The sequence below is a fragment of the Pseudalkalibacillus sp. R45 genome (assembly GCF_052246725.1).
Classification (GTDB): domain Bacteria; phylum Bacillota; class Bacilli; order Bacillales; family Fictibacillaceae; genus Pseudalkalibacillus.
The window spans coordinates 149,341-173,144 of record NZ_JBQQCL010000007.1; the positions used below are offsets into that span (position 1 = coordinate 149,341).

At 41.9% G+C, this 23,804-nt stretch carries 23 protein-coding genes; 18 read left to right on the top strand and 5 right to left on the bottom strand.

The genetic code is table 11. From position 1 onward, the window contains the following. The first annotated feature begins 93 nt into the window (after positions 1-93). From ACTWQL_RS14000 to ACTWQL_RS14025, 6 genes are all read left to right on the top strand, one after another. On the top strand, positions 94-1,317 hold the full coding sequence (locus ACTWQL_RS14000) for a DNA polymerase IV (RefSeq protein WP_443143046.1): 1,224 nt from the start codon (positions 94-96) through the stop codon (positions 1,315-1,317). Then, positions 1,292-2,242: an AAA family ATPase gene (locus tag ACTWQL_RS14005; RefSeq protein ID WP_443143047.1), complete on the top strand. Its 951-nt coding sequence runs from the start codon at positions 1,292-1,294 to the stop codon at positions 2,240-2,242. Before ACTWQL_RS14000 ends, ACTWQL_RS14005 begins: the two co-directional genes overlap by 26 nt. 62 nt (positions 2,243-2,304) lie before the next feature. Beyond that, positions 2,305-3,447, top strand: a complete 1,143-nt coding sequence (locus ACTWQL_RS14010; RefSeq protein WP_443143048.1) for a DUF58 domain-containing protein — start codon at positions 2,305-2,307, stop codon at positions 3,445-3,447. Further along, entirely contained in the window at positions 3,444-4,673 is a 1,230-nt protein-coding gene (locus ACTWQL_RS14015; RefSeq protein WP_443143049.1) for a hypothetical protein, read from the top strand. The genes ACTWQL_RS14010 and ACTWQL_RS14015 overlap by 4 nt, the downstream gene beginning before the upstream one ends. Before the next feature lie 317 nt (positions 4,674-4,990). After that, positions 4,991-5,341, top strand: coding sequence for a VOC family protein (locus ACTWQL_RS14020; protein ID WP_443143050.1), 351 nt, complete (start codon positions 4,991-4,993; stop codon positions 5,339-5,341). Between the two features lie 137 nt (positions 5,342-5,478). Continuing rightward, entirely contained in the window at positions 5,479-6,102 is a 624-nt protein-coding gene (locus tag ACTWQL_RS14025; RefSeq protein WP_443143051.1) for a zinc dependent phospholipase C family protein, read from the top strand. A 333-nt stretch (positions 6,103-6,435) separates the two neighbouring features. Here ACTWQL_RS14025 and ACTWQL_RS14030 read toward each other — a convergent pair whose 3' ends face one another. The 3 genes from ACTWQL_RS14030 to ACTWQL_RS14040 form a co-directional block, all read right to left on the bottom strand. Beyond that, positions 6,436-7,833, bottom strand: a complete 1,398-nt coding sequence (locus tag ACTWQL_RS14030) for an NADP-dependent glyceraldehyde-3-phosphate dehydrogenase (RefSeq protein WP_443143052.1) — start codon at positions 7,831-7,833, stop codon at positions 6,436-6,438. Between the two features lie 531 nt (positions 7,834-8,364). Further along, complete coding sequence (namA, locus tag ACTWQL_RS14035; protein ID WP_443143053.1) at positions 8,365-9,381, bottom strand: NADPH dehydrogenase NamA; 1,017 nt, start codon at positions 9,379-9,381, stop codon at positions 8,365-8,367. Positions 9,382-9,591: 210 nt separating this feature from the next. Continuing rightward, entirely contained in the window at positions 9,592-10,380 is a 789-nt protein-coding gene (locus ACTWQL_RS14040) for a glycerophosphodiester phosphodiesterase (protein WP_443143054.1), read from the bottom strand. Between the two features lie 295 nt (positions 10,381-10,675). Between ACTWQL_RS14040 and ACTWQL_RS14045 the strand changes: the two genes are divergently transcribed. Next, a complete protein-coding gene (locus ACTWQL_RS14045; protein ID WP_443143055.1) occupies positions 10,676-12,292 on the top strand; it encodes a M20/M25/M40 family metallo-hydrolase in 1,617 nt (538 codons plus the stop codon). Between the two features lie 26 nt (positions 12,293-12,318). Here ACTWQL_RS14045 and proC read toward each other — a convergent pair whose 3' ends face one another. Then, entirely contained in the window at positions 12,319-13,170 is an 852-nt protein-coding gene (gene proC / locus ACTWQL_RS14050; protein ID WP_443143056.1) for a pyrroline-5-carboxylate reductase, read from the bottom strand. A 125-nt stretch (positions 13,171-13,295) separates the two neighbouring features. On the opposite strand from proC, the gene ACTWQL_RS14055 reads away from it, so the two are divergent. Continuing rightward, the gene (locus tag ACTWQL_RS14055; RefSeq protein WP_443143057.1) at positions 13,296-14,267 is read left to right on the top strand and encodes an MBL fold metallo-hydrolase; all 972 of its coding nucleotides are present in this window, start codon (positions 13,296-13,298) and stop codon (positions 14,265-14,267) included. Continuing rightward, complete coding sequence (locus ACTWQL_RS14060) at positions 14,268-15,053, top strand: SDR family NAD(P)-dependent oxidoreductase (protein ID WP_443143058.1); 786 nt, start codon at positions 14,268-14,270, stop codon at positions 15,051-15,053. A 298-nt stretch (positions 15,054-15,351) separates the two neighbouring features. Here the strand turns inward: ACTWQL_RS14060 and ACTWQL_RS14065 are convergent, their stop codons facing one another. Beyond that, positions 15,352-15,552, bottom strand: a complete 201-nt coding sequence (locus ACTWQL_RS14065; RefSeq protein ID WP_443143059.1) for a YqzH family protein — start codon at positions 15,550-15,552, stop codon at positions 15,352-15,354. Positions 15,553-15,695: 143 nt separating this feature from the next. On the opposite strand from ACTWQL_RS14065, the gene ACTWQL_RS14070 reads away from it, so the two are divergent. From ACTWQL_RS14070 to ACTWQL_RS14110, 9 genes are all read left to right on the top strand, one after another. After that, on the top strand, positions 15,696-15,872 hold the full coding sequence (locus ACTWQL_RS14070) for a hypothetical protein (RefSeq protein WP_443143060.1): 177 nt from the start codon (positions 15,696-15,698) through the stop codon (positions 15,870-15,872). 116 nt (positions 15,873-15,988) lie between these two features. Continuing rightward, positions 15,989-16,888 carry a GNAT family N-acetyltransferase gene (locus tag ACTWQL_RS14075; RefSeq protein WP_443143061.1) on the top strand — a complete coding sequence of 300 codons (900 nt, stop codon included), beginning with the start codon at positions 15,989-15,991 and terminating at the stop codon, positions 16,886-16,888. Next, the gene (locus ACTWQL_RS14080) at positions 16,863-17,465 is read left to right on the top strand and encodes a TetR/AcrR family transcriptional regulator (RefSeq protein WP_443143062.1); all 603 of its coding nucleotides are present in this window, start codon (positions 16,863-16,865) and stop codon (positions 17,463-17,465) included. The genes ACTWQL_RS14075 and ACTWQL_RS14080 overlap by 26 nt, the downstream gene beginning before the upstream one ends. Positions 17,466-17,567: 102 nt before the next feature. Beyond that, a complete protein-coding gene (locus tag ACTWQL_RS14085) occupies positions 17,568-18,824 on the top strand; it encodes an MFS transporter (protein WP_443143063.1) in 1,257 nt (418 codons plus the stop codon). 216 nt (positions 18,825-19,040) lie between these two features. Then, positions 19,041-20,201: an N-acetylglucosamine-6-phosphate deacetylase gene (gene nagA, locus ACTWQL_RS14090; protein ID WP_443143064.1), complete on the top strand. Its 1,161-nt coding sequence runs from the start codon at positions 19,041-19,043 to the stop codon at positions 20,199-20,201. 4 nt (positions 20,202-20,205) lie between these two features. After that, the gene (gene nagB / locus ACTWQL_RS14095; protein ID WP_443143065.1) at positions 20,206-20,952 is read left to right on the top strand and encodes a glucosamine-6-phosphate deaminase; all 747 of its coding nucleotides are present in this window, start codon (positions 20,206-20,208) and stop codon (positions 20,950-20,952) included. Next, a complete protein-coding gene (locus ACTWQL_RS14100; protein WP_443143066.1) occupies positions 20,942-21,694 on the top strand; it encodes a GntR family transcriptional regulator in 753 nt (250 codons plus the stop codon). The genes nagB and ACTWQL_RS14100 overlap by 11 nt, the downstream gene beginning before the upstream one ends. After that, positions 21,675-22,643 carry an N-acetylglucosamine kinase gene (locus ACTWQL_RS14105; RefSeq protein WP_443143067.1) on the top strand — a complete coding sequence of 323 codons (969 nt, stop codon included), beginning with the start codon at positions 21,675-21,677 and terminating at the stop codon, positions 22,641-22,643. The genes ACTWQL_RS14100 and ACTWQL_RS14105 overlap by 20 nt, the downstream gene beginning before the upstream one ends. Before the next feature lies 1 nt (position 22,644). Continuing rightward, on the top strand, positions 22,645-23,793 hold the full coding sequence (locus ACTWQL_RS14110; RefSeq protein WP_443143068.1) for an exo-beta-N-acetylmuramidase NamZ family protein: 1,149 nt from the start codon (positions 22,645-22,647) through the stop codon (positions 23,791-23,793). Positions 23,794-23,804 lie beyond the last annotated feature (11 nt).

Genomic DNA, 23,804 nt, shown 5'->3' on the forward strand with positions numbered 1-23,804 from the left:
GTTTTATAGCTTCATTCTATCACCTTTTAATAGAATATTCAAAATATTCTTACTATAATAATTTTGGCGATTATGTTCGAGGTGAAGGGGTTCATGTTGAAAAAGAACAAAACAACTAGAATAATCTTCCATGTTGATATGAACAGTTTTTATGCTTCAGTAGAATGTGCGCGTGATCCGAGTTTACGTGGCAAACCGCTTGCCATTGCTGGGAATGTCGAAGAACGGAGAGGGATCGTCGTCACGAGCAGCTATGAAGCGAGGGCAAAAGGTGTACGTACAACGATGCCTGTTTGGGAGGCAAAACAGAAGTGCCCGAACCTCATTGTCATGCCACCTTCCTTTGAACGGTATCGTACGGCTTCTCGAAAGATGTTCAATTTATTATCGGAGTATACAGATCTAGTAGAACCGATCTCAATTGACGAAGGTTATATGGATATTACGGAAAGGTTTTCTGAGTATTCACCAATCGAAATGGCAAAAGAAATTCAGCATCGTTTGATGGAAGAACAGCATTTACCGTGCAGTATCGGGATCGCACCGAATAAGTTTTTGGCGAAAATGGCTTCTGATATGAAAAAGCCGCTGGGAATCACGATATTGAGAAAGAGGGAACTGCCAACAAAACTATGGCCGTTACCCATTGAAGAAATGCATGGTGTAGGGAAGAAAACGATGGAAAAATTCCATGAGGTGAATATTTACACCATTGGTGACTTAGCATCCAAGAGTCAGCATGAAGTGAAGCTTCATCTTGGCAGGAATGGCGAGAAACTGTGGAACCGTGCAAGAGGGATTGATGATCGACCAGTAGATCCAGAAGCATCTAGTGAGTTCAAATCAGTAGGTACCTCTACGACATTACCCCGTGATATACTCCATTCTGATAATGCAGCTAAAGTACTGAGAGAACTTTCTGAGTCACTCGAACAACGATTGAAACGAAAGAAAGTCGTCACTACCTCTATCCAAATCACCATCCGTTATGCAAACCGTAAAACCATCACCCGGAGCCACACGTTTTCAAATCCAATTCAACAAAAAGAAGAAATTTTTGATATTGCCTATCATCTTTTTAAAGAACATTGGGATGATCGACCAGTACGGTTGTTGGGGATCACTGCGACTCAAGTTATAGATAAAAGCAGTGCAACCAGACAACTGGACTTGTTTTCATATAAAGAACATACAAAAGATGAACAACTTTTTGAAACGTTGGATCGTCTTAATCGTAAGTATGGGAATCAATCAATCCGAAGAGGTATAGAGAAAAAGGGGGATGTCAGTAATGGAAGTGAAGATGAAACTGAATGAAGTGAAAAAATCGATCGGAAAAGTTCTGATCGGTAAGGAAGAAAGTGTCGAACTTATCCTGGTTGCATTGCTTGCAAAGGGGCATGTTTTGATGGAAGATGTGCCCGGCACTGGGAAGACGATGCTGGCGAAAAGTATCGCAAAATCTATAGCAGGTTCATTTGGGCGTATTCAATTCACGCCGGATGTATTGCCATCAGATGTAACAGGGATACAATATCTCAATCCAAAAACACGGGAATTTGAAACAAGATTCGGGCCGGTAATGACGAATGTACTTCTTGCCGATGAAATCAACCGTGCCACACCGAGGACACAATCGAGTCTTTTGGAAGTGATGGAAGAGCGGCAGGTCACGATTGATGGTACAACAAGTTCTCTGCCTAATCCGTTTATCGTACTGGCGACACAGAATCCGATCGAATCACATGGAACCTTTCCATTGCCTGAAGCGCAAATGGATCGTTTTCTTTTAAAATTGAACGTCGGCTATCCATCTTTACTCGAGGAGCAACAGATGATGAGAGCTTATCGTAAAGAAGAGCCGATTGAAAATCTAGAACCTATTTTTACCCCAGAAGAAATCATTCAGATGCAGAAGATGATTAAAGAAGTCCGGCTGTCTGAGGAAATCGAGACGTACCTCCTCAGAATCATCATGGAGACGCGCCGTTCAAAAAATATCGAAGTTGGTGTAAGTCCTCGGGGGACGTTAGCTTTCATGCGTGCATTGCAAGCATATGCCTGGATCAATGGAAGGGAGTATGTGGTTCCGGAAGACTGTAAGAAACTTGCTCCATACGTATTATCACATCGTCTTGTTCTTTCGATGGAAGGTGAATTGCGTAAAACACAGAGACAAGTGATCCTGGATATCCTGGATGAGGTTGAGGTGCCAGTCGAGTCTGGAGCGGTCCATCAATGATCTGGAATAGAATTCTGAATTCGGATAGAAGTATACGAATACTTCGCTTCCTAGCAATATTTGTGGTCATATTTGCGATTTATGGGAAATCCTATCTGATGTTTTTGGTGGGAGTACTGATAGGATTAAGCTCATTCTTGTCAATGTATTATATCCAGAAAGTATCGCAAAAACTTTTTTATGCAAATGAGAAAGAAAAGGTCAGGTTATTTCCGGAAGATGAGACAATATGGAACATGACATTGACCAATTACAGCAAATTACCTGTGTTCAATTCCAGAGTCAGGTTTCTCTTAAATAATAATATTACCTTCCAGAATATAAATCCCACTGATGAACAAAAGAATGCCAATGAATATATCTTACCGTTATCCTTTTTCCCTGGTGAAGAAAAGAATATGACTTTCGAAATAAAGGGGCTGAAGCGTGGGGTAGCGAAAATCTCGAATTTAGAAGTTCATGTCTCTGATTTACTTAGTCTTGCAACGTTGAAAATGATCAATGATCGCCTCGTGCAAACGGAATTCATCGTTTATCCCGCGATTCTACCTGTTTCTGGAGTAGAAGATTTAATCAAGTTTAGGCAGGGGGTGCGCCCTGTACAGAGCTCTTTATATGAAGATCATACATCTGTGGTTGGGACACGTGATTATCTTCCAGGGGATTCGTTCCAACGCATTCATTGGAAAGCCTCTGCTAGAATGGAAGAAATGCAGACCAAGCTTCATGAAAGGACTGTTTCACAATCATGGACAATCCTCTTGAACGTCGTTATGGATTCAGAGGAAGTCGCGCATGTAGGAGAATCTGAATTATTGGAAAAACAAATCAGCCATACGGCTTTCTTATGCCAATACGCTGTCCAGCATCATATTCCATTTGAAATTTTCGTGAATATCAAAACGATGGGAAGACTGCCATTCATGCACCTGGAAATGGGAGAAGGAAAATCTCACCTGGTAAAAGCGTTGGAGTTATTGGCAAGGTTGAACATCAATAGCATCAGGATGCCGATGTTCCGAGTGCTGACCCTTTTCAACCGGCAACAGGTGGATTCTACAGTCGTCATCCTAGTCGGGGATGACAAATCAGATGCAGCGTATTATGATCAATGGCTCAGACAAGGAATTGATCTACATAAGGTTTACATCGATGCAGACACTGCTAAGCTTGAGCGGTATGCAGCCAGGAGGTCGATTTCATGAGTATATGGGCGTACATTCGCTCAAGATGGTTGAATTATTCTCTGGATATCCTGCTCCTCTTGTTAATTACAACATGGTTGTACGCACCTTTTGAAAAGAGCGTCATTATCCCTACACTAATTGTAATGATTGGGGGAGGGATATTCTATGAAATGATTTTACCGCGAATGGAACTGACAACTGGGAAAATCTTTTTAACGATACCTGTTATCTGGGGAATAGGGCTGGTGGCTGGACTAGGTGAAGATTTGTTCTATCTTGCAGTATTAGGTGTGATTACTGCAATCCGTTTTTCCAGGCATTATGCCGATGCTGACCTCCAACAAGAGTTTCCAATTTTCCTATCAACGATGATCGGTGCAATCGCCTTCTTTTTTCTGTATAATACCAATGATCACCTGGTATATGTTCTTTGGATCGCGATTGCTCAATTTTGTATGTTCATATTTGTACGCTTAAACAGGATGATGGTGCAACAGCCAGCAAATCCTAAATTAAAACGGCTTTTATACTACATGATATCCGCCTTTTTCATCGTTTCTGTCATCATTGCTGTCTTTCTTCCTGTGGTGAAGGCTGGGGCATTTTTCGTATTGAAAATCGTTACTGCCGTTTTGTCCCTCATCCTTTTTCTGCCTTTGAACGCTTTCTTCAATTGGTTCGCAAGCATATTTTCACTTGGAGAATTGCAACAAGAAGATGATGATCAAGACGGAACAGTCGAAATAAAGCCTGAAGAACTTGGCGAGCTGAACAATATCGAAGCTTCTGATACGCTGTTGAATATCATCCTTCTGATCGGGATGATCCTACTGGTATGGTATGGCTATAAGTATTATAAAAATAAGATCAAGATAATGGATTATTCTACAGTTTCAACTGGAATCGATTCGAGGAAAGCTGGTGGAATGAATCCTGAAGCGCAATTTGGATTTAAACGAAGTAAACCACCTGAAAATAATATAAGGAAACAGTTGTATAAATTAGAAAAAAGGATGGCGAAGTCCACTTTCGGCCGTTTTCAACATGAATCTGTTTCAGAATGGCTGAACCGGGTTAATGCACCTAAGGAATTACAAGGCGAAATCGATCGGATTTATAAAAGGGTGCGATACGGTGAGGAAGAGGTGCCTGAACAGGAAGCAGAACAATACCGGAAGTCGATCTCAGCAATGAACAACTGGGCGAAAAAGAAATACCGTTCAACGAAAAAAGATAAAGAATAGCACAAGGAACTTGGGTTTTCAAAACCACCCATAAACGCAAGTGGTTTCACATAAGGAAATCACCTGCGTTTTTTTTCGTTATTTAGGGCTTTTCTGTAAAGCTTACGCATGACGCGATTCCCAGGGATATGAAATAACGATTTAGGAGTGGAAATCTAGTGATCTGTTATGGAATTTAAATGATGTAACAGAGAGCGCTAGAAAAATATGTTAAATTATAGATGTAGATGAAAATTGTGTTTCATTCAATAATCGGGAGCTTACCTTTTCGTGATTGTAGAAATAAAAACCAACATCAAAACATTTAGGAGGTAAAAATGAAGGTTAAACGAATTGTTGCCAATGTTGAGACGCAGAACATTGCCAAAGCAAAGTACTTCTATGAGGAAGTACTAGGGCTTGATCAACTGATGAACCTGGGATGGATTGCAACTTACGGCTCGGACGAGAAAATGACTACTCAAATCAGCTTCCTCTCACAAGGAGGCTCCCAGACGCCTGTGCCTGATCTGTCAATTGAAGTTGATGATCTCGATGATGCACTAACTCGCATAAAAGATGCAGGGATTGCGATTGAGTATGGACCAGCTAAAGAACCGTGGGGGGTTCGTCGGTTTTTTGTAAGGGATCCATTCGGGAAGCTTATCAATATTCTTAGTCATCTGTAATCGAAGTGGTGAATTTAAAAGTAAACACCCTTCTCACTAGCAGGTGTTCTATTATAAGTGGTTAATGCTACACAAGGTGATTGCTTTTCACTTACCCATAAAACAGGATTACTGTAAATTATTGAAGGGTAGGGAATATGGGTTCAAGAATAATGCACTCAATAATTGGTAATAAAATTGCAGAGGCTTTATCGATAGAAGATAAAACATCATTTTTGGTTGGATGTGTTGCTCCGGATGCTGTTTTTTCACACGAAGAAAAAAACTTATCCCATTTCTTTGCAGGTGAAGTTCAAGATTATTCAAGAAGAGTTGATTATAAAGGATTTTTACATAAATACAGTTCGCAAGTAAAAAGTAAAGATTATTATATATTGGGGTACTGTGCGCATTTGATTGCTGATGATATATGGCTAAGAGGGTTTAATCTTTCGTGGTTAAGGAACAGAATGGATGCTGATGAGGGATTATACAAGTTATATCATAATGATTTCCGATTACTAAATGGAAAACTATTAGAATACTATGGTTTTACAAATGAATTGATAAAAACATTCCGTCATTTTCCTGCAATTTTAGACTTGGAAGAGGTTAAGTCCAAAGACGTTGAAAAGTTTGTTCCTTACGTATTAGGCGATATGGAGTACGATAAGGATGTTTTTAATGCAAAACTTAATGTTTTTACGTTTAATCAGATAGTTGGTTATATAGAGACTTCAGTTGAGGTGGGGTTATTGAAAATGAGACCTCTACTAATTTAATTGATTTTTAAAAGATAATTTACAACTAAATGGGGCTATTAATAGCATAAGCTCCACCGAAAACGTAAATGGGCGTACACCTAAAATTAGGGTACGCCCTTATTTTTATTAATAGCAACAATTTTATAGAAAGGCATTGTTTAATCTACCTTGTTGATTACTAAACCAATTTCACGGCACTCCTGTGGGAACAGCGAGCCAGGTGAGACCCCGCATCGAACTGTGCAAGTTTGTGAGGAGGCTCACCGTTCGCCCGCGGAAAGGAGTGAATTTCAAAGGAATCAACATCATTCTTTAACAAAGCCTTTAGAAAACAGCCTTGATTTTAAAGTTTTATAGATTTAAGACAAAAAGTTTATCACGTGTCATGGATTCAATACTACGCCGTATCCCTTGAGAACCAAGGCCAGAGCTTTTGGCTCCAATGAACGGAAAGTGGTCTGGTCCGCGCTCTGTTTTTGCATTCAGCTGGACAGATCCAACGTTCAGCTTAGAACCCATAAAGAGCGCTTTTTGAACGTCTTTGGTAAAAATGCTTGCTTGAAGTCCATATTCCGATTGGTTTGCAATCTTGATCATTTCTCCTTCTTCCTTAAAATGCAGGATTGGCAGGACAGGTCCGAATGGCTCTTCCCAGGCGATTCTCATATCAATGGTGACATGATCGAGAACAGCAGGGGAGATCAAATTGTCTTTTCTCGTATGATTCAAAACGGGAGTGGCCCCTTTTTCCAAAGCGTCCTCAATTAATTCCTCCACATAATCGGCTGCTTGTGTATTGATCAGCGGTGTGATCGTTGCATTTTCTTCAGGTAATCCCACAGATAATTGTTCAACCTGCTCCTTGATTTTACCAACAAGTTCATCTGCAATCTGTTGATCCGCCAATACACGTTTGATGGCTGTACAACGTTGTCCAGAATAAGAAAAAGCACCACTGACAATCTGTTCGGCCGCTAATGATAAATCAGCATCTTCTAAAACAATGGCTGGATCTTTGCCGCCTAGTTCCAATACAACAGGCTTCATTTTGGCTTTTTGAGAGATCGCTTGTCCCGTTGCTGAACTTCCTGTGAAGGTAATCATGTCAATATCAGGATGGGTAACGAGCAAGTCTCCAATTTCAGATCCTTTTCCAGTCACTGTTTGGACTGCTTCTTGAGGAATATCTGTTTGTAGGAGCGCCTTTACCATAAGTAATCCACTTAAAGCACCTTGAGAGGCAGGTTTGAACACCACAGCATTACCACTGATGAGGGCAGGTGCGATTTTCGAAGCAGCAAGGTTAACGGGGTAGTTGAATGGTGAGATGGCAAGAATGACACCTAATGGAGCCTGATCAACCATCGCCAATTTCGTTGCTTTTCCCCCTTTGAATGAATCACCTTTCATCAATTCACCATGCATTCTGCAACCTTCTTCCGCAACATAACGAATAAGGTCAGCTGTCCGAGTAACTTCTTTTTTGGCTGCGTCATACCCTTTGCCGACTTCTTTGGAAATCACCTCAGCAATGTTCGTCTGGTTCTTTAACAATTGATCTGCCCAATCATGAAGGATTTCAGCTCTCTTGTATAATTCAATTTCCGCCCATTGCGGTTGAGCTTCTTTCGCTTTACTGATCGCTTTTTCTACGGCCTCATTATCCATAATGGGGATCACGCCGATCCGTTCTTCTCCAGTGACAGAATAGATTTCCTTTTCTTTACTCAATAGTGTTGTGCTAATCACTCATTCACTCCTTCGCATTTTTCTGATTATTCATTCTATTAGACAAGACAATGAGTTCTTTTTCAAACCTTGTGTAAACGGTAACATTGTATGTTAAAACGCTGTCATAACGATTATCCTTTTAAATAATTGAAAATTCTCAATATTAAAGGGGTCTGGTAGTAAATGTATATCCTTATCGTGGTAGAAAGAAAGATGAGTAAAAAATCAACAAAAAACAAGAGAGCTTAGGTTTCAAGCTCTCTTAAGATTAATGAACGACTCTATTTTTTTGCATTGTAACAATGTGTTGGTCCAAAATAGAGGACAACTATTCCGTTATCATGAACAAAATGGTTTGATTTCAAAAAATAGAGGACAACTGGTCCGCTATTTGGGTGAAATGCTACTGATTTTTACTAGTTTCAGGCAAATAAGGTCTTCGGTGTCCTCTAAATTTCGTGAAAATTTCCTTAATCTACAAAAGCACATTTTTCATCAAAGGCTTCGTTTTATCAGGTATTCTTTTAGACTGGGTAATACCGGCCAAACTTACCATCCACGTTCATATTGTTTCGGCGGTAGCAGTTCCACGTTCAGCTCTTTGGCTGCTCTTCTTGGCCAGTACGGATCGCGTAACAATTCACGGGCTAAAAATACCAAATCGGCACGTCCGTTCTGCAGGATTTCTTCAGCATGTAGCGGAGAGGTGATCATACCCACAGCACCTGTGGCAATTGAAGCTTCTTCTCGAAGCTTTTCAGCATATTGGACTTGATACCCTGGGTAAGGATTGATTTTAGCAGGAACGACCCCTCCAGAACTGCAATCGATGAGATCGACACCAAGATCTTTCATCCATTGGGCATAGTCTATGTAATCCTCCACAGTATAGCCAGATGCTTTGTAATCATTGGCTGAGATCCGTACGAAAATCGGACCGACCCATTCTGATTTCACTGCAGTGATGATCTCTCGAAGGATGCGGAACCGTTTTTCTTTCGTTCCCCCGTACTGATCATTTCGTTGATTGATCAATGGGGATAGGAATTGATTGATCAAATAACCATGTGCCCCATGAATTTCGATGACATCAAATCCAGCTTCGCGGCTCCGTCTCGCAGCCTGACGGAAATCTTCGACTGTCTGCTTAATTTGATCAAGTGTCAATTCCAGTGGTATTTCCATCCCCTCTTTATAAGGGACTGGTGATGAAGAGTAGATCGGGCCATCAACTATCGCTTTCCGGCCGGCATGAGCGAGTTGGATTCCAATTTTAGAATCCTGTTCATGCACTAGATCGGCCAGCGTGGATAATCCTTCGACTTGTTCATCGTTCCAGATGCCGAGATCCTCCATGGAAATCCGTCCTTGGGGATGAACAGCCGACGCCTCGACAATGATCAAGCCTACTTGTCCTACTGCACGGCTTGTATAGTGTGTCTTATGCCAGTTTGTCACTTTTCCATCCTGTTCGTCACATGAGTACATGCACATCGGGGACATGACAATCCGGTTCTTCAACGTCATATTTTGAAAGGTAATCGGTTCAAATAGTTTCGTACTCATACTCTCATATCTCCCATCTTTCTCTTTTACACTTAAAGAAAGTATAAAATACTTTCTTCAGTATAAGCGCAACTAAGGCTCGCCTGCGCCAAGTTTTCTTTATGAGATAGTTTATCACAACTAACGAATACACCTTTTGAAATTTGCTTTGAAAAACAAAGGCAAAAAAGACCCATGCATCGTGTTCGTTTCGATGATGGGTAATTCGCTTTAAAAGTAACTTTTCGGATTAATTTTATGAAAGACATTGCCGATTACGGTTGGTTTAACGAGCAATGACCCGTCTGCAACTGCCCTGGTGGTATCTGGCACATCTGTAATGATCGCTTCAACCTTTTGATCACACAGCCATTTTACTTTTTTAGGATCGTTTACAGTGTAAACTCTGACTTTTATATCATGATCTCTGAACCCTTTCAGAATAGCAGGATGTAAGGTCCGCCAATGTGGATGGACGCAATCCGTCGAAAGACTCTTCACATAGTTCCATGGTTCATACAGACCTGAGGAGTAGAGTGGAGCAATCTCTACCTTTTGATCGATTTGTTTCAATTCCTGTAAACTATAGTGATTAAACGAGGAATAAATGACACGATCTTTCAACTTGTGTCGATCCACTAGCTCATAAACGATTCTTTCCATACCATAATAGGGCATGATTGTGTTTTTTAGTTCAATGTTCAATAACAGCTTTGTCTGTTTCATCCAGATGAGGAATTCTTCCAATGTCGGGATCCGTTCGCCACTAAATTGTTTCGAAAACCATTTTCCTGCATCAAGGTTTTGCAATTGATTATATGTGAACTCACTTACGAATCCTTTGCCGTCAGTCGTACGTTTAACTGTTTCATCATGAATGATGACAGGTATTTTATCTTTCGTTAGCTGTACATCAAGCTCAATACCATCCGCTTTCATTTCTAAGGCTTTTTTAAAAGCGGACATCGTGTTTTCAGGCGCGTATTTACTTGCTCCTCGATGTGCAAATATATATGTCAAAAGAGATCGCTCCTTATCGACGACTTCAATTTTGGTTGATGTATAGTTTAACATAGAGTGATTTGTTAAGAGTATTTGGTGATTTCTGCGAAAGAATTACCATGCTTAGGCTTTACTCTGACAGGTTTTCTATATAGTATATACGATTCGTTCATATTTTGCTTCCTGTTTAAAAATATCCTGTCTGAAGTTTTTTAATGTGTAAAAGGATTTCGGACACAAACCCCGAAATCTTCTTCTATAAGAATACCAAATTCGACAAATACTTAAGGTTAGTGTATGGGAGTGAGCATCTATGAAGAAATGGCAGGATAAAGAAAGTTTGAAGGAATTGCTATGTCATTTAGTTGAGTTTCCAAGTATTACTGGATCAGATGCGGAAATTGCGATCAGTGAATTCATCCATATGAAGCTCAATGATCTCCAATATTTCAAGGATCATCCATTGGATTTACAGATTCATCCCACTAGTGATGGGCGTAAATTCGTCACAGGTTTGATAAGAAACGGGAACAGTTCGGAGACGGTGATTCTCATCAGTCATTTCGATGTCGTCGATGTAGAAGATTACGGGGAATTCAAGAACCTTGCTTTCCGTCCAAAAGAACTGACTGCCGAATATATGACAATCAAAAATGACCTCCCAGAAGGTGTCCAGGATGATTTGAAAAGCGGGGAATGGCTGTTCGGAAGAGGGTCGATGGATATGAAGGCAGGCTTAGCCCTCCAAATGTCGATGATGGAAAAAGCGAGCCTCGGTGAATTTGATGGGAACATTTTATTGTTGACAGTCCCTGATGAGGAAGCGAATTCGACAGGTATGATGGAAGCGGTAGAAGTCCTTCTTGAGATGTCCCAAACACACGGACTACACTATAAAGCCTGTTTGAATTCTGAGCCGATTTTCACCCGATATCCTGGGGATACGAACCAGTACGTGTATACAGGCTCGATCGGAAAGCTATTGCCAGGTTTCTTGTGTTACGGAATGGAAACACATGTCGGGGAACCTTTTTCCGGAATCAACGCGAATTACATGGTTTCCGAATTGACAAGGGAGCTTGAACTGAACACCGATTTTTGTGAAGTAATTGAAGGGGAAGTTACACCGCCTCCGACCAATCTGATGCAAAAGGATTTGAAAGAGGAGTATTCTGTACAGATCCCCCATGTTGCGGTGACGCTTTTCAATATGATGACGATGGAACGCTCCATTAATGATATCAATAAGGATTTGTTGGCGATTGCGAACAAGGTCGCCGGAAGAATTGAAAAACAGTTGAATGAGAGAGCAGTTTCCTTCAACCAGTGGGAATCGTTCGATCCGATTGATAATAAAATTTCGGTCTTTACGTATCAGGAGTTACTGGAAAAAGCGATTGAACAATACGGAGAAGCGGAGATCGTCCGACGGCAGGCGTATATTGCTGGTAGTTACAGGTTGATAGGCGACCGTGACCTTTCTACCCGCATCGTGTTCGATCTGGCTTCGCTTTGTAAGGAAGAAGGACCGATGATCGTCTTGTTCTACAGTCCTCCGTTCTATCCAGCTGTCTCGTCACGTGAGAATCCTTTTATCAAACAAGTGGTAGGAGAGATGATCGAATATGCAAAGAACCAACACAATGTCGTGCTGAAAAATCAACATTATTTCGCAGGGTTATCCGATTTAAGTTTTACGAGCCTCTCCCAGCCAGTAGAAGGCCTCATTCCGTTGTTCAGAAATATGCCGCTCTATCAGAACGGTTATCATTTTCCACTGGATGAACTACAGCAGCTTAAGATTCCCGTCATGAACCTGGGACCATTAGGACGAGATCCTCATCGTTGGACGGAACGTTTGAATATCGACTATTCGTTCGGAGCTTTCCACGATATACTCGGTACAGCGATCCATAAACTGTTGAAATAGAAAAAGAGCTCAAAAAGCTCTTTTTCTCAACGTTTCGCTGTATTTTTCTTGCAGGTCGAAAAATGCTGCTGCAGTTCTTTGGAGCGTTTTGCGGCATCAAGGATACAGTGTTTAAAGGCATCCTCAACATGACGTTCCATCAAGGCACTCAATCCTGCTTCGGTTGTACCGCCTGGGCTCGTAATATTTATTCGTAGCTGATTCAAGTCGGTGCTGGATGCTTTCATCATTTGTCCTGCACCGATCATTGTCTCAGCAATCAACTCCCTGGCTTTTGCTTCATCCAACTCAAGGTTTATGGCTGCTTGTTTCATGGCTTCTGCGATATAGTAAAGATAGGCTGGTCCGCTGCCGGCAAGGGCTGTAGTTGCATCCATATATTGCTCTTGGACCACGGTTACAGAACCGATCGCTTTGAAAAGCTCTTCCACGATCAGGCTTTGCTCCAAGGTTGTATTTTTTCCGATACATAAGGTCGTCGTAGAGTGGCCGATCTCGGCTGAGGTGTTCGGCATCGTCCGGATAACTGGGCAATCACATTCCAGGACGCTTTCAATAAATTCTGTGGTGATACCGGCCATGACAGAAGTGATAATGTGGGAGTGTTTCACATAAGGACGGATTCGTTCAAGACCTGATTGAGCATCTTTCGGTTTCATCGCCAGGACGATCAGATCCGTTTCCGTCAAAATACGTTCATCATCGTGGGAGATATGGATCCCGTATTTATCTTCAAGGTACTCCAACCGATCCTCATCTGTACGGTTGGTGACCATGATATTCGGAGAGGGAATCATTTTTCTTGATACCAGACCTTTTATGATTGATTCTGCCATCGACCCTGCGCCGACGAAGGTGATTCGATTGATTGTTCTCATTTTAAATGATTCTCCCTTCTGCTAAAATGAAAGCACTCTACCATTTCAGAGTACGATCAAGTATCATATAGTATTTCAATTTCAAGACTGCTTGATTCAGTTCAACATACGGAGGCGTTTTTGTTTTGGACCATACAACTGAAATTCACTGCATTACGTTACCGACTCCCTTTGCAGTCGGTGATGTTAATGTATATCTTATAAATGACGAAAAACTGACACTGGTCGATACTGGACCGAAAACGAAGGAAGCGTGGGAAGTATTTCTTACCCAAATCAATAAACTAGGATTCAATGTAACTGATATTGACCAGGTTGTGCTCACACATCATCATCCTGACCATGTAGGTCTCTCGGATTACTTGAAAGACAACGGCACGAGGTTCATAGGATTAGCTTACAATGAGCCCTGGCTGCAAAAAGATCCGGTATTTCTTGCACACCATGATGCTTTTTACTTGAGAGTCTATCGAGAAATGGGTATTGAAAAATTCCATGAAAAAGCGATGCAACGGATTCGCGGATATTTGGATTATTCTTGTTCCATCAATATAGATACGATCGTAAAAGAAGGAGATCGTATTGATGGCTTACCGGGATGGGTCGTTATCGAGACACCGGGTCATGCTCAAGGACATCTCTCCCTTTTAAAAGAGGAGGATGGTGTCATGATCGGTGGTGATCACCTCATTCAACACATTTCATCCAATGCCTTGATCGAGCCGCCGCCGATCGGTGTTCAGGAACGGCCGAAAACGTTGCTTCAATACCGTGATTCACTTAGAAAACTACTAGACTTAAACGTCAATATCGTATATGCGGGTCACGGAAAACCAGTTGTAAATCCTAAGAATCTGATCAGAAAACGTTTAGTGAAACAAGAAGAGCGTGCAATTGATATAAGGAAGATGATCATCGACCAACCGAAAACAGGGTTTGAGATCTGTCAGAATCTGTTTCCAACAATCTTCCTGAAGGAACTAGGGTTGACGATGTCAGAAACACTTGGACATCTCGATTTATTGAGCAGTAATGATCAGATCCGGATTACAGAACAAGATGGTGTCCTTTATTTTCAAGCGAAGGAGGCGATGTAGGTGAACGACCAGAAGATCGTCGTCATCACCGGTGCTTCGAGCGGAATTGGAGCAGATATGGCGAGAATGGTTGCGTCGAAAGGTTGGACTCCTGTGTTGATGGCTCGATCCTTCGATAAACTCGAACACCTTCGCAATGAAATTAAGAACGATTATAAAACGACTGCGCATAGTTTTCAACTGGATATTCAAGACAAAAAGAACATCGAAGCTGTGTTCAATCAGGTGCAGCATGAGGTTGGAGCGATTGATGTTCTTATAAATAATGCAGGTTATGGGATCTTTGATTATTTTGAAGATGCGAAAATGGAAGATATCGAAGGGATGTTCAATACGAATGTCTTAGGTTTGATGGCTTGTACGAAAGCCGTCTTACCTGAAATGATCAAGCAGAAGAGCGGTCATATCATCAACGTCGCTTCCCAGGCTGCAAAGCTTGCAACGGTGAAAGGCAGTGTTTATGCAGCAACAAAACATGCCGTCCTCGGGTTTGCGAATAGTTTGCGAATGGAAGTGAAGGATCATGGCATCTATGTCACGACTGTGAATCCAGGTCCGATACAAACGAACTTTTTCACAATCGCTGACAAATCGGGTCAATATGAGAATAACATCGCAAAATGGATGCTCCAGCCTAGTGAAGTGGCAACAAGGGTTGTCTCTGCGATCGACAAACCCGTCCGTGAAATCAATCTGCCTGGATGGATGGAAGCAGGCAGCAAGCTCTACCAGCTCATGCCGGCAATCGTTGAGAGGCTAGGAAAAAAAGCATTCCGGCAAAAATAAGAGAAGACTGTTCCTGATGAGTAAGGTCAGGAGCAGTTTTTTATGGCACTTAAAGAAAGTATAAAATACTTTCTTCAGTATAAGCGCAACTAAGGCTCAGCCTGCGCCAAAGGCTTGGCTTGGCCAAGTTTTCTTTAAGGATCACATTATACAAATCACCGAAATATTTTGAGTTTGCACCGATAATTTTGTGATTTGCACCGATATTTTTCAGAATTCCACCTTTATTTCTCCAGATTGCATCGAAAAATCTAGGGTTTGCACCGATATCCGCGATCGACTAATTTCTCTCACAATGCTATTGTGCTGCTGAAAGGTAAGAATAAACCTTATCATGCACGATCGCAAAAACTTCTTCTTCCTGTTGGGCGTGTAAATCAAGAGCTACTTGTTCGACCAAATCGTCATATTCATCCTCTGTGAGCGGAGATAGCTCCAAATCTCCGAAATAATCAACTAAACATCTGTCTATCATTTTCCTTAGCAGTTTTTTCTCCATCGTTCATGTCACACTCCTTTATCCACCTTAGAATAGGGATTCTCTTCCGTCAACAATATTTTTGGGCGTTCATTCATTCAGAAGGAAATGACTTGATTGGCTGCGAATATAGTTATACAAGGTTAAAAGAGGGGGAATAGAGGATGAGAATAAAAGTTGTGATGAATAGCGGTAAAGAATATGTCCTTCAAATGGATAAGTCCGATTTCCAGTCAATCGTCATGACTGAAGATGATACTGTTCGAGATGAAATGATCGAGATCCACCCTTCACTTTACATTAATCCTTCCCACATCTCTTCATACGAAATTCTAGAGTAAGTGATTTACCAATTTTTTCTTGATATTTAGTCACAATTGGTTCATAATGAGAATATAAAAACTAACCAGTCAGTTTTATTTTAAAGGAGGAGAAATTCATTATAGAAATTAAGCGAGTGTCATCTTGCCCGCTGTCGGATGTAATTGAGGCTTGGAATTCAGGATTCAAAGGATATTTTACAGATATGACGATGTCTGTTGATCGTTTCTTACAGCGTATGGTCCATGAAGGCCTCTCTGCTGAAGACTCGATTGTAGCGTACGTGGATGGAGTTCCAGCTGGAATTGTATTAAACGGATTCAGGACAGTGGATGGCAAAACAATCAGTTATAACGGTGGAACGGGTGTAGCACCGGAATTCAGAAGAACGGGTATCGGAAAAAAGATGATGGAATCAGTTATAGAAATTTACCGACAGAAAGAAGTCGATACTGCGACACTGGAAGCTATACACGAAAACTCTGCTGCAATCAAACTTTATGAATCACTTGGATATGAAATCACCGACAGGGTGGACTTTTTACAACAAGATGGTCCATTGCAACCACACTTTGAAGACTTTGAATTATCAAATGAATATGATTTTGAACATACAACACCTGAAAAAGTCAGCAAGTTGAGTTTTTATCAAAAAGAGAGTCCATGGCAGACACAGTGGCAAAGTGTGGCGAATGGTGAAGCGATGACTGTTTCACACGAAGGCAGCCAGGTCGGATATGCATTATATCGACGGAGTTTACAACCAGATGGAAACGCCGCTGTCATCGTCCTTCATCAACTAGGTATAGACGCTGATTTCCATGATCCGCACAACCTAGTCGATTCTTTGCTGTATAAGGTTTTGGAGCCCAAACAATCCTGTAAACGTCTCATCATCAATCTCTCCAGGGAAGCGAAATTTCAATATGAAACAGTAATGAACAGAGGATACTCAACGATGATTAGTCAGGTATGTATGGAAAAAGTCATAAAGGAGCCGATTGAAAGCAATGCCAAAAGTATCGAAAAAGTATAAGGAAGAGAAAATAGCAGTCATTTTAGATGCCGCAGCTCAATGTTTCGCAGACAAAGGGTTCAGTGATACAACAGTGGATGATATCGCAAAGGCATCCGGAACGAGCAAGGGCTCGATCTACTTATACTTTTCAAGCAAAGAGGAAATTTTCTATAGATTGAATGAAAAAAGTGCAGAACAATTCCTCGAGATTAAAAAACAACTTGCAGAACAGGATAGCGCCTCTGCAAAACTTAAATACATCTTTCAACACTTGATCAGCGGTTCAGTCGGTAAGGAAGATTTTAATAAGATTTCTGTCCAGTTTGAGTTTTGGGTTTATATATCAAGGAATGACAAGGAAGCGCTATTTACCGAAAGAGTAGAGATGTTCACCTCATTGATTAAGGAAATTGTGGAGGAGGGGGTCGAAAAAGGGGAGTTCAAAGAAGATATCCAGGTAGATGATTTTTCGAAATTATTCTGGTCCATTTGGGATGGGATCTTAGTACAATTACTCTTCCATAAGAAAGATTCAGAACTTAAGAACATGATGCGCTTGTACGAACAGATGGTGTATCGGTATCTGGAAAAATAAAACTCAGACTTGAGACGGAGATCAAAAACCGCCTTAAGACAGTGTGATAGAACCGAGGGTTAGAAGAAAATGGTAGTGAGGTTATAAGTTGGAGGCGATAGTATGGAAGCGGTTGTTGAAACACGGTCACAACAAGGGGAAACCTCCCCTGCGATATGGAAAAATCGAAATTTTTTATTGTTATGGATTGCTGGGCTATGCTCTAGCTTCGGATTGGCGATCTTCATGTTCTCTCAAGCATGGTATGTCGTTGAAGTGATGAACCTGCAAGCTTCTCTAGGATTGGTGTATATTGCGTCGAGTGTTCCGCGTGTACTCTTCATGGTCTTAGGCGGTGCAGTAGCTGATCGCTTCAGCAAAAATGTCATCATGTTTTTATCAGATATTCTTCGAGCCTTCGTAGCAATAGCGCTTGTTGTATGGCTTCTGTTAGGGGATGTCTCAATCTGGTCGTTCGTTTCGTTTGCCCTTGTTTTCGGGATATTGGATGCGTTCTTTTGGCCAGCTAACGGGGGATTGTTACCTTCGTTGATTAATAAGCAGCAATTGACAAGAGCGAATTCAGTCATCCAAATGACAAGCCAGTCTTCTTTTATAGTTGGTCCGATGCTTGCCGGTGCAATCATCGCATTAGGAAGCTACGTACTCGCCTTTTCTCTTACTGCTGTATTACTCATCATCGCAAGTATCTCGATACTCCTAATCCGAATCAAAAAGAAGGAAGTTACTTCGGAAAATCAGACACCATCAAATCTGCTCACTTCCATCAAAGAAGGAGTCACTTATGTAAAACAATCAGCATTTTTAAGTTCCCTTTTGTTATTTGCTGTCTTTATCAATCTATTCATGGTCGGACCATTACAGATGGGCTTGCCGCTTTTTGTTAAAAATGTGATAGGCGGGAATTCGCTGGATTTCAGTTATCTTGAAGGAACATTCGCAGGTGGAATGCTTGTAGGCTCAATTATCGTCGGGGTTCTGAACGTCCGAAAGAAAAGAGGACTCGTCGTAATATTCGCGGTAATGGGATCCGGATTGTTCTTCGCACTTTTCAGCTTCACAGAAGCTTTGTGGCAAAGCTTGATGCTAATCGCACTGTTAGGCAGTACCTTTTCTGTCATCAATATCCCGATCATTGCTGCCATTCAATCGGCTGTGAAAGAAGAAATGATGGGGCGGGTGATGAGTCTGTTATCCATGGCTTCACTCGGACTCGTACCGGTATCATTTGCGATTACCTCAGGTGTTTTATCAATCGGAGCTGACATAACATCAATTATGCTGACTGGTGCGTTATTGATTATCATCTTCGCCGTTATCATCTTCATGAAAGTTCCTGGTTTGCGGAATTTCGATTAAGTATTTGGGTGAAAATACAGGAGGTCTGCTGAGTATATGCTCGGCAGGCTTTTTTTACACTTAAAGAAAGTATATGCGACTAGACTCAGACGGCGATAAGGCTTGGCTTTGCCAGGTTTCCTTTATAAAAAGAATTAACTTAAGTAAACACTTAATAGTGCTGGTATAGACAACTGTACCAGTAATTTTATATACTGGATAAAAGAGGTGAAGTGTATGACAATTCAGACGATTACTGGAGGCAAAGTCTTTATTGGTGAGCAAAGCTTTCAGTCAGCTGCTATACATATCGAAAACGGTAAAATTAAAGATTTGAGCGACAAAACAATAGGATCCTCCGATATCGAGCTAGAGGATGGCGACCTCGTTTTACCTGGCCGGATCGATGGCCATATTCATGGTGCAAACGGACATGATGTCATGGATGGAACGGTTGAGTCGATCGATGAAATGGCAAAAGCTCTCGTGGCTGAAGGGACGACAAGTTTTTTGTCTACGACGATGACTGCCCCAGGTCATGAAATCGAACAAGCCCTTACTTCGGTCCATAAGTACATGACAACGCACAACGAAAGAGGGAAAACGGATGTCATCGGAATTCATCTGGAGGGTCCATTCATTTCTGAGAAAAAGAGAGGTGCCCAAAATCCAAAATATATCCAGACACCGAACCTGGATGCATTCAACCATTGGAACAGATTATCGGGCGGCAACATTAAAGTGGTAACGATTGCGCCAGAGATCGAGGGCGCACTTGATTTTATCAAGGAAATCACCAGTCAGGGGATTGTTGCGTCGATTGGCCATAGTGATGCGACCTATGCAGAAATCCACAGGGCTCTGGAGGCTGGGGCGAAACAGTTCACCCATCTTTATAACGGTATGCGGTCTATGCATCACCGGGAGCCCGGTGTCGTTGGCGCTGCTTTTCTATATTCTGAAGCTTTAGCTGAAATCATTGCTGATGGGCTCCATTGTGCTCCCGAAATGATTCGACTGGCATATGAGATTAAAGGAAAGCAAGGACTATTGATGATCACGGATGCAATGAGAGCCAAGTGCTTAGGGAATGGCAGCTATGATTTAGGTGGCCAAGAGGTCCATGTGGAAGACGGTAAAGCGACTCTGCAGGATGGTACTTTAGCAGGTAGTGTATTGACGATGCAGAAAGCTTTCGAAAATATAACCACGTTCACAGATGCTGATATTGAAGCCATTATATTCATGTCATCCATCAATCCTGCAAAACAGTATGACGTCTACGATCGGAAAGGGTCCATTGATATAGGGAAAGATGCTGACCTGATTGTACTTGATGAAAATCTAGAGTTGAAAATGACGATTTGCCGCGGAGAAATTGCTTATACGAGGGGTTGATGAAATGAACGTGATCACCGTTAATGATGAGCAGGAGATGAGTGTAAGGGCTTCCTTGATTTTATTTGATGAGATAAAAAGGAAGCCAGAGCTAGTATTAGGTGTGGCAACCGGAGGGACACCGGCAGGAACTTATGAGCACCTGGTTGATAATGTCCTCGATGAAAATCTTGACTTATCAAAGGTAACGACCGTGAATTTAGATGAGTATGTTGGATTGGCTCGTGATCATGAAGAAAGCTATTGGCGCTATATATATGAACACCTTTATGAACCACTCGATCTATCTCCTGACAGGGCTCTCGTTCCAGACGGTCTGAGCGAGAATCTTCAAGCAGAGTGTCTCAGATATGAAAAGGCGATTGAACAAGTGGGCGGAGTAGACCTTCAGGTTTTAGGAGTCGGCAGAAATGGACATATCGGGTTCAATGAGCCAGGAACATCGTTCGAATCGAAGACTCATGTGGTGGAACTGACGGAAAGTACGAGAGAGGCGAATGCAAGGTTTTTTGATCGAAAGGAGGAAGTTCCTTCTCAGGCGATTACCGTTGGAATTTCAACGATTATGAAAAGCAGATCGATCCTCTTATTGGCCTCAGGTCCGGAAAAATCTGAAGCAGTTCACGCCTTGTTGAGTGGAACGATCGATCCGAACTGGCCGGTTACAGTCTTGAATGAACATCCATCCGTCATATTGATCGTAACAAAAGATGCGCTCGAAAAAGGAGAGGAGGATCCTGATGATCAATAAACATTCCACTTTACCGCTATATACCCAGGTGGAACAATACTTGAAAACAGAAATCAAAAAAGGTGGTTATCATACAGGTGATCTTATTCCATCTGAACGGGAGCTATCAGAGAAATTTCAAATCAGCAGGATGACAGTGAGGCAGGCGATCAACAACCTGGTAAATAAAGGAGTTTTGTATCGGGAGAGGGGAAAAGGCACGTTTGTTTCTGCACCGAAAATCGGTTATCAACTGAAAGGGATCGCCAGTTTTTCAGAAGACATGAGACGACGAGGGATCGAGCCATCTACAAAAGTGATTTCTTTCAAGACGGTTACAAATCCACCGGAACATATCCTCAAAAAACTGGATTGCGAATCTGAAAAGAAAGTGATCGAGTTAGAGCGGATCAGGTATGCTAATGAAGAGCCTGTCGCAATCGAGACGGCTTATTTGCCTATCAATCTCTTTTCCAACCTTTCAGAGAAGGACACAGGAGGGTCTATCTACGATTTTATCAGGAAAGAATTGAAATTGGAGATTCATAGAGCGGTACAGCAAATCGAAGCCTCACTAGTCGGTGAAAGGGATGGGTTCCTGTTGGATATCGGGTCAGGAAGTCCAGTATTGATTGTCAATCGGACGACATATCTTAGCAGCGGTGAGCCATTCGAGACGGTTAAGACGGTGTTCCGTGCTGACCGTTACCATTTTTCGATCGAAATGGAGCAGGAGGGTGAACATGTATTATCTGGGGATTGATGGGGGAGGATCCAAGACCACTGTTTCGCTGGTAGACGATAGAGGCAAACTTATTGCCTGTCATCATGGAGGCCCGAGTAACCCGGTATCCGTCGCTTTTAAGAAAATCGAAAAGACGATAGATGATCTTTTTGGACAGCTGAAACAAAATCACCCGGAACCATTTTCACAAATCAAAAGTGTATGTGCAGGGATCGCCGGCACAGAGAACAATCATTCGAAGGATGAATTACGGCTGTTATTGAAATCGAAATTCCCAAAAGGAACAACTGTACAACTCTGTCATGACGCGTTGACAGCCCTCTATTCAGGTACGAACGGTGAACCTGGCATTGTCAATATTGCCGGAACGGGCTCCATCACATTCGGAGTTACAGCTGATAAAAATGTCGTACGATCAGGTGGATGGGGCTATTTATTGGATCATACGGGAAGCGGGTTCGGCATCGGAAGGCTCGCGCTCCAGAAAGTATTTGAAGCTTATGATGGATTCATCCAACCGACAATGCTGACAGACTTTGTCCTCAAAAGGTTCGGAATCTCATCACCACCAGAACTCATCTCTGTAATCTATGGAACGAGCGAAAGCAGAAGCAGGATCGCCTCTGTTTGTGAAGATGTCTTTGCAGCGGCACGGTCAAATGATCAAGAGGCAGTAGATATCGTCAAGCAGGCTGCTGACGAAATCGCGAAAAGCATTTCCCACATCATTCACAATCATTTTAAAGAGTTAGATCAAACGAATGTCGTCTTGACGGGCAGTGTTTTTAAAAGCAGTGACCTTCTGTTGCCATTGTTGCAAAAGAATCTTCCTGATGATGTTAAGTTGATTCTACCCAAGTCTCCTCCTGTAGTCGGTTCGGTTATCGAAAGTTATCAGACGATGCATGGTACTTGTCCAGAGGATTTCGTGAAAAATCTGCATGAATCATTTGCGAGGGGTGACTAGAATGGTACTTACGGGCTTGATGGAATTCATGAAAAACCATGAGGATTATAAAGTGTTGAACATTGGTCTCATCATCAACCACACGTCAGTCACCGAAGATATGAAGATGAGTATTGATGCTTTATTGGCAAGCGGATTAAATGTTACAGCGATCTTTTCTCCGGAACATGGTCTGCGCGGACAGGTGAAAGAGGGGGAGCATATCGATCACCAAACAGATGAACGATCTGGACTTCCTGTTTATAGCTTGTATGGGAAGAATAAGACTCCTAAAGAAGAATGGTTGGAAACGATTGACTTGTTAGTGTTCGATATCCAGGATCTCGGCGTTCGCTTTTATACATATATTTATACTCTGGCAAATACGATGAAACTTGCAGGTCAACTCGGTAAAAAGTACATCGTCTGTGATCGTCCCAATCCGATTTCAGGAAACCGTATCGAAGGGAATCGATTGGATTTGCAATATGCCTCTTTCATCGGCAATTATCAACTGCCAATCAGGCATGGAATGACAGTTGGAGAATTAGCAAAATACTTCAATAGAGAATTCGACTTCAATACAGACCTTACAGTTATTCCGATGAAAAATTGGACACGCGATATGTGGTTTGAGGACACTGGTTTGCCATGGATTCCTCCATCACCGAATGCCCCTACCGTTGAGATGGCACAAGTCTACCCTGGCACATGCTTTTTCGAAGGAACCAATGTTTCAGAAGGCAGGGGGACGACAAAACCGTTTGAATGGGTTGGTGCACCATGGATCGACTCGTATAAATGGAAGCAGCAATTAGATGCTTATGATTTAGATGGCGTACTTTTCCGAGAAGTTGTGTTCCAGCCTACGACTTCCAAATATAATGGTGAGACCTGCCAGGGCCTCCACATCCATGTGGTTGACCGTATTTGCTTCAAGCCGATTGAAACAGCATGTGCCATGATCGAATCCTTGAAGTTCACTCATCCTGATTCATTTCAATGGATTCAACTCAAGGACTCCCGATACATGATCGATTTGATTCTCGGAACAGATGAATTTCGGATCAGCTTACAGGAAAAGAAACCAATTCAAGAGTGGATACAACTTCAAGAATCTTTACTTGATGAATTCATTGAGAAACGTGAGAAGGTTTTGTTGTACCGTTGAAAAGGAGCGGA

Excerpts from the sequence above, each read along its gene's own strand:
- ACTWQL_RS14000 (WP_443143046.1), top strand. The coding sequence starts at position 94 with ATGTTGAAAAAGAACAAAACAACTAGAATAATCTTCCATGTTGATATG.
- ACTWQL_RS14005 (WP_443143047.1), top strand. The coding sequence starts at position 1,292 with ATGGAAGTGAAGATGAAACTGAATGAAGTGAAAAAATCGATCGGAAAA.
- ACTWQL_RS14015 (WP_443143049.1), top strand. The coding sequence starts at position 3,444 with ATGAGTATATGGGCGTACATTCGCTCAAGATGGTTGAATTATTCTCTG.
- ACTWQL_RS14020 (WP_443143050.1), top strand. The coding sequence starts at position 4,991 with ATGAAGGTTAAACGAATTGTTGCCAATGTTGAGACGCAGAACATTGCC.
- ACTWQL_RS14025 (WP_443143051.1), top strand. The coding sequence starts at position 5,479 with ATGGGTTCAAGAATAATGCACTCAATAATTGGTAATAAAATTGCAGAG.
- namA (WP_443143053.1), bottom strand. The coding sequence starts at position 9,381 with ATGAGTACGAAACTATTTGAACCGATTACCTTTCAAAATATGACGTTG.
- ACTWQL_RS14045 (WP_443143055.1), top strand. The coding sequence starts at position 10,676 with ATGAAGAAATGGCAGGATAAAGAAAGTTTGAAGGAATTGCTATGTCAT.
- proC (WP_443143056.1), bottom strand. The coding sequence starts at position 13,170 with ATGAGAACAATCAATCGAATCACCTTCGTCGGCGCAGGGTCGATGGCA.
- ACTWQL_RS14065 (WP_443143059.1), bottom strand. The coding sequence starts at position 15,552 with ATGGAGAAAAAACTGCTAAGGAAAATGATAGACAGATGTTTAGTTGAT.
- ACTWQL_RS14070 (WP_443143060.1), top strand. The coding sequence starts at position 15,696 with ATGAGAATAAAAGTTGTGATGAATAGCGGTAAAGAATATGTCCTTCAA.
- ACTWQL_RS14080 (WP_443143062.1), top strand. The coding sequence starts at position 16,863 with ATGCCAAAAGTATCGAAAAAGTATAAGGAAGAGAAAATAGCAGTCATT.
- ACTWQL_RS14085 (WP_443143063.1), top strand. The coding sequence starts at position 17,568 with ATGGAAGCGGTTGTTGAAACACGGTCACAACAAGGGGAAACCTCCCCT.
- nagA (WP_443143064.1), top strand. The coding sequence starts at position 19,041 with ATGACAATTCAGACGATTACTGGAGGCAAAGTCTTTATTGGTGAGCAA.
- nagB (WP_443143065.1), top strand. The coding sequence starts at position 20,206 with ATGAACGTGATCACCGTTAATGATGAGCAGGAGATGAGTGTAAGGGCT.
- ACTWQL_RS14100 (WP_443143066.1), top strand. The coding sequence starts at position 20,942 with ATGATCAATAAACATTCCACTTTACCGCTATATACCCAGGTGGAACAA.
- ACTWQL_RS14105 (WP_443143067.1), top strand. The coding sequence starts at position 21,675 with ATGTATTATCTGGGGATTGATGGGGGAGGATCCAAGACCACTGTTTCG.
- ACTWQL_RS14110 (WP_443143068.1), top strand. The coding sequence starts at position 22,645 with ATGGTACTTACGGGCTTGATGGAATTCATGAAAAACCATGAGGATTAT.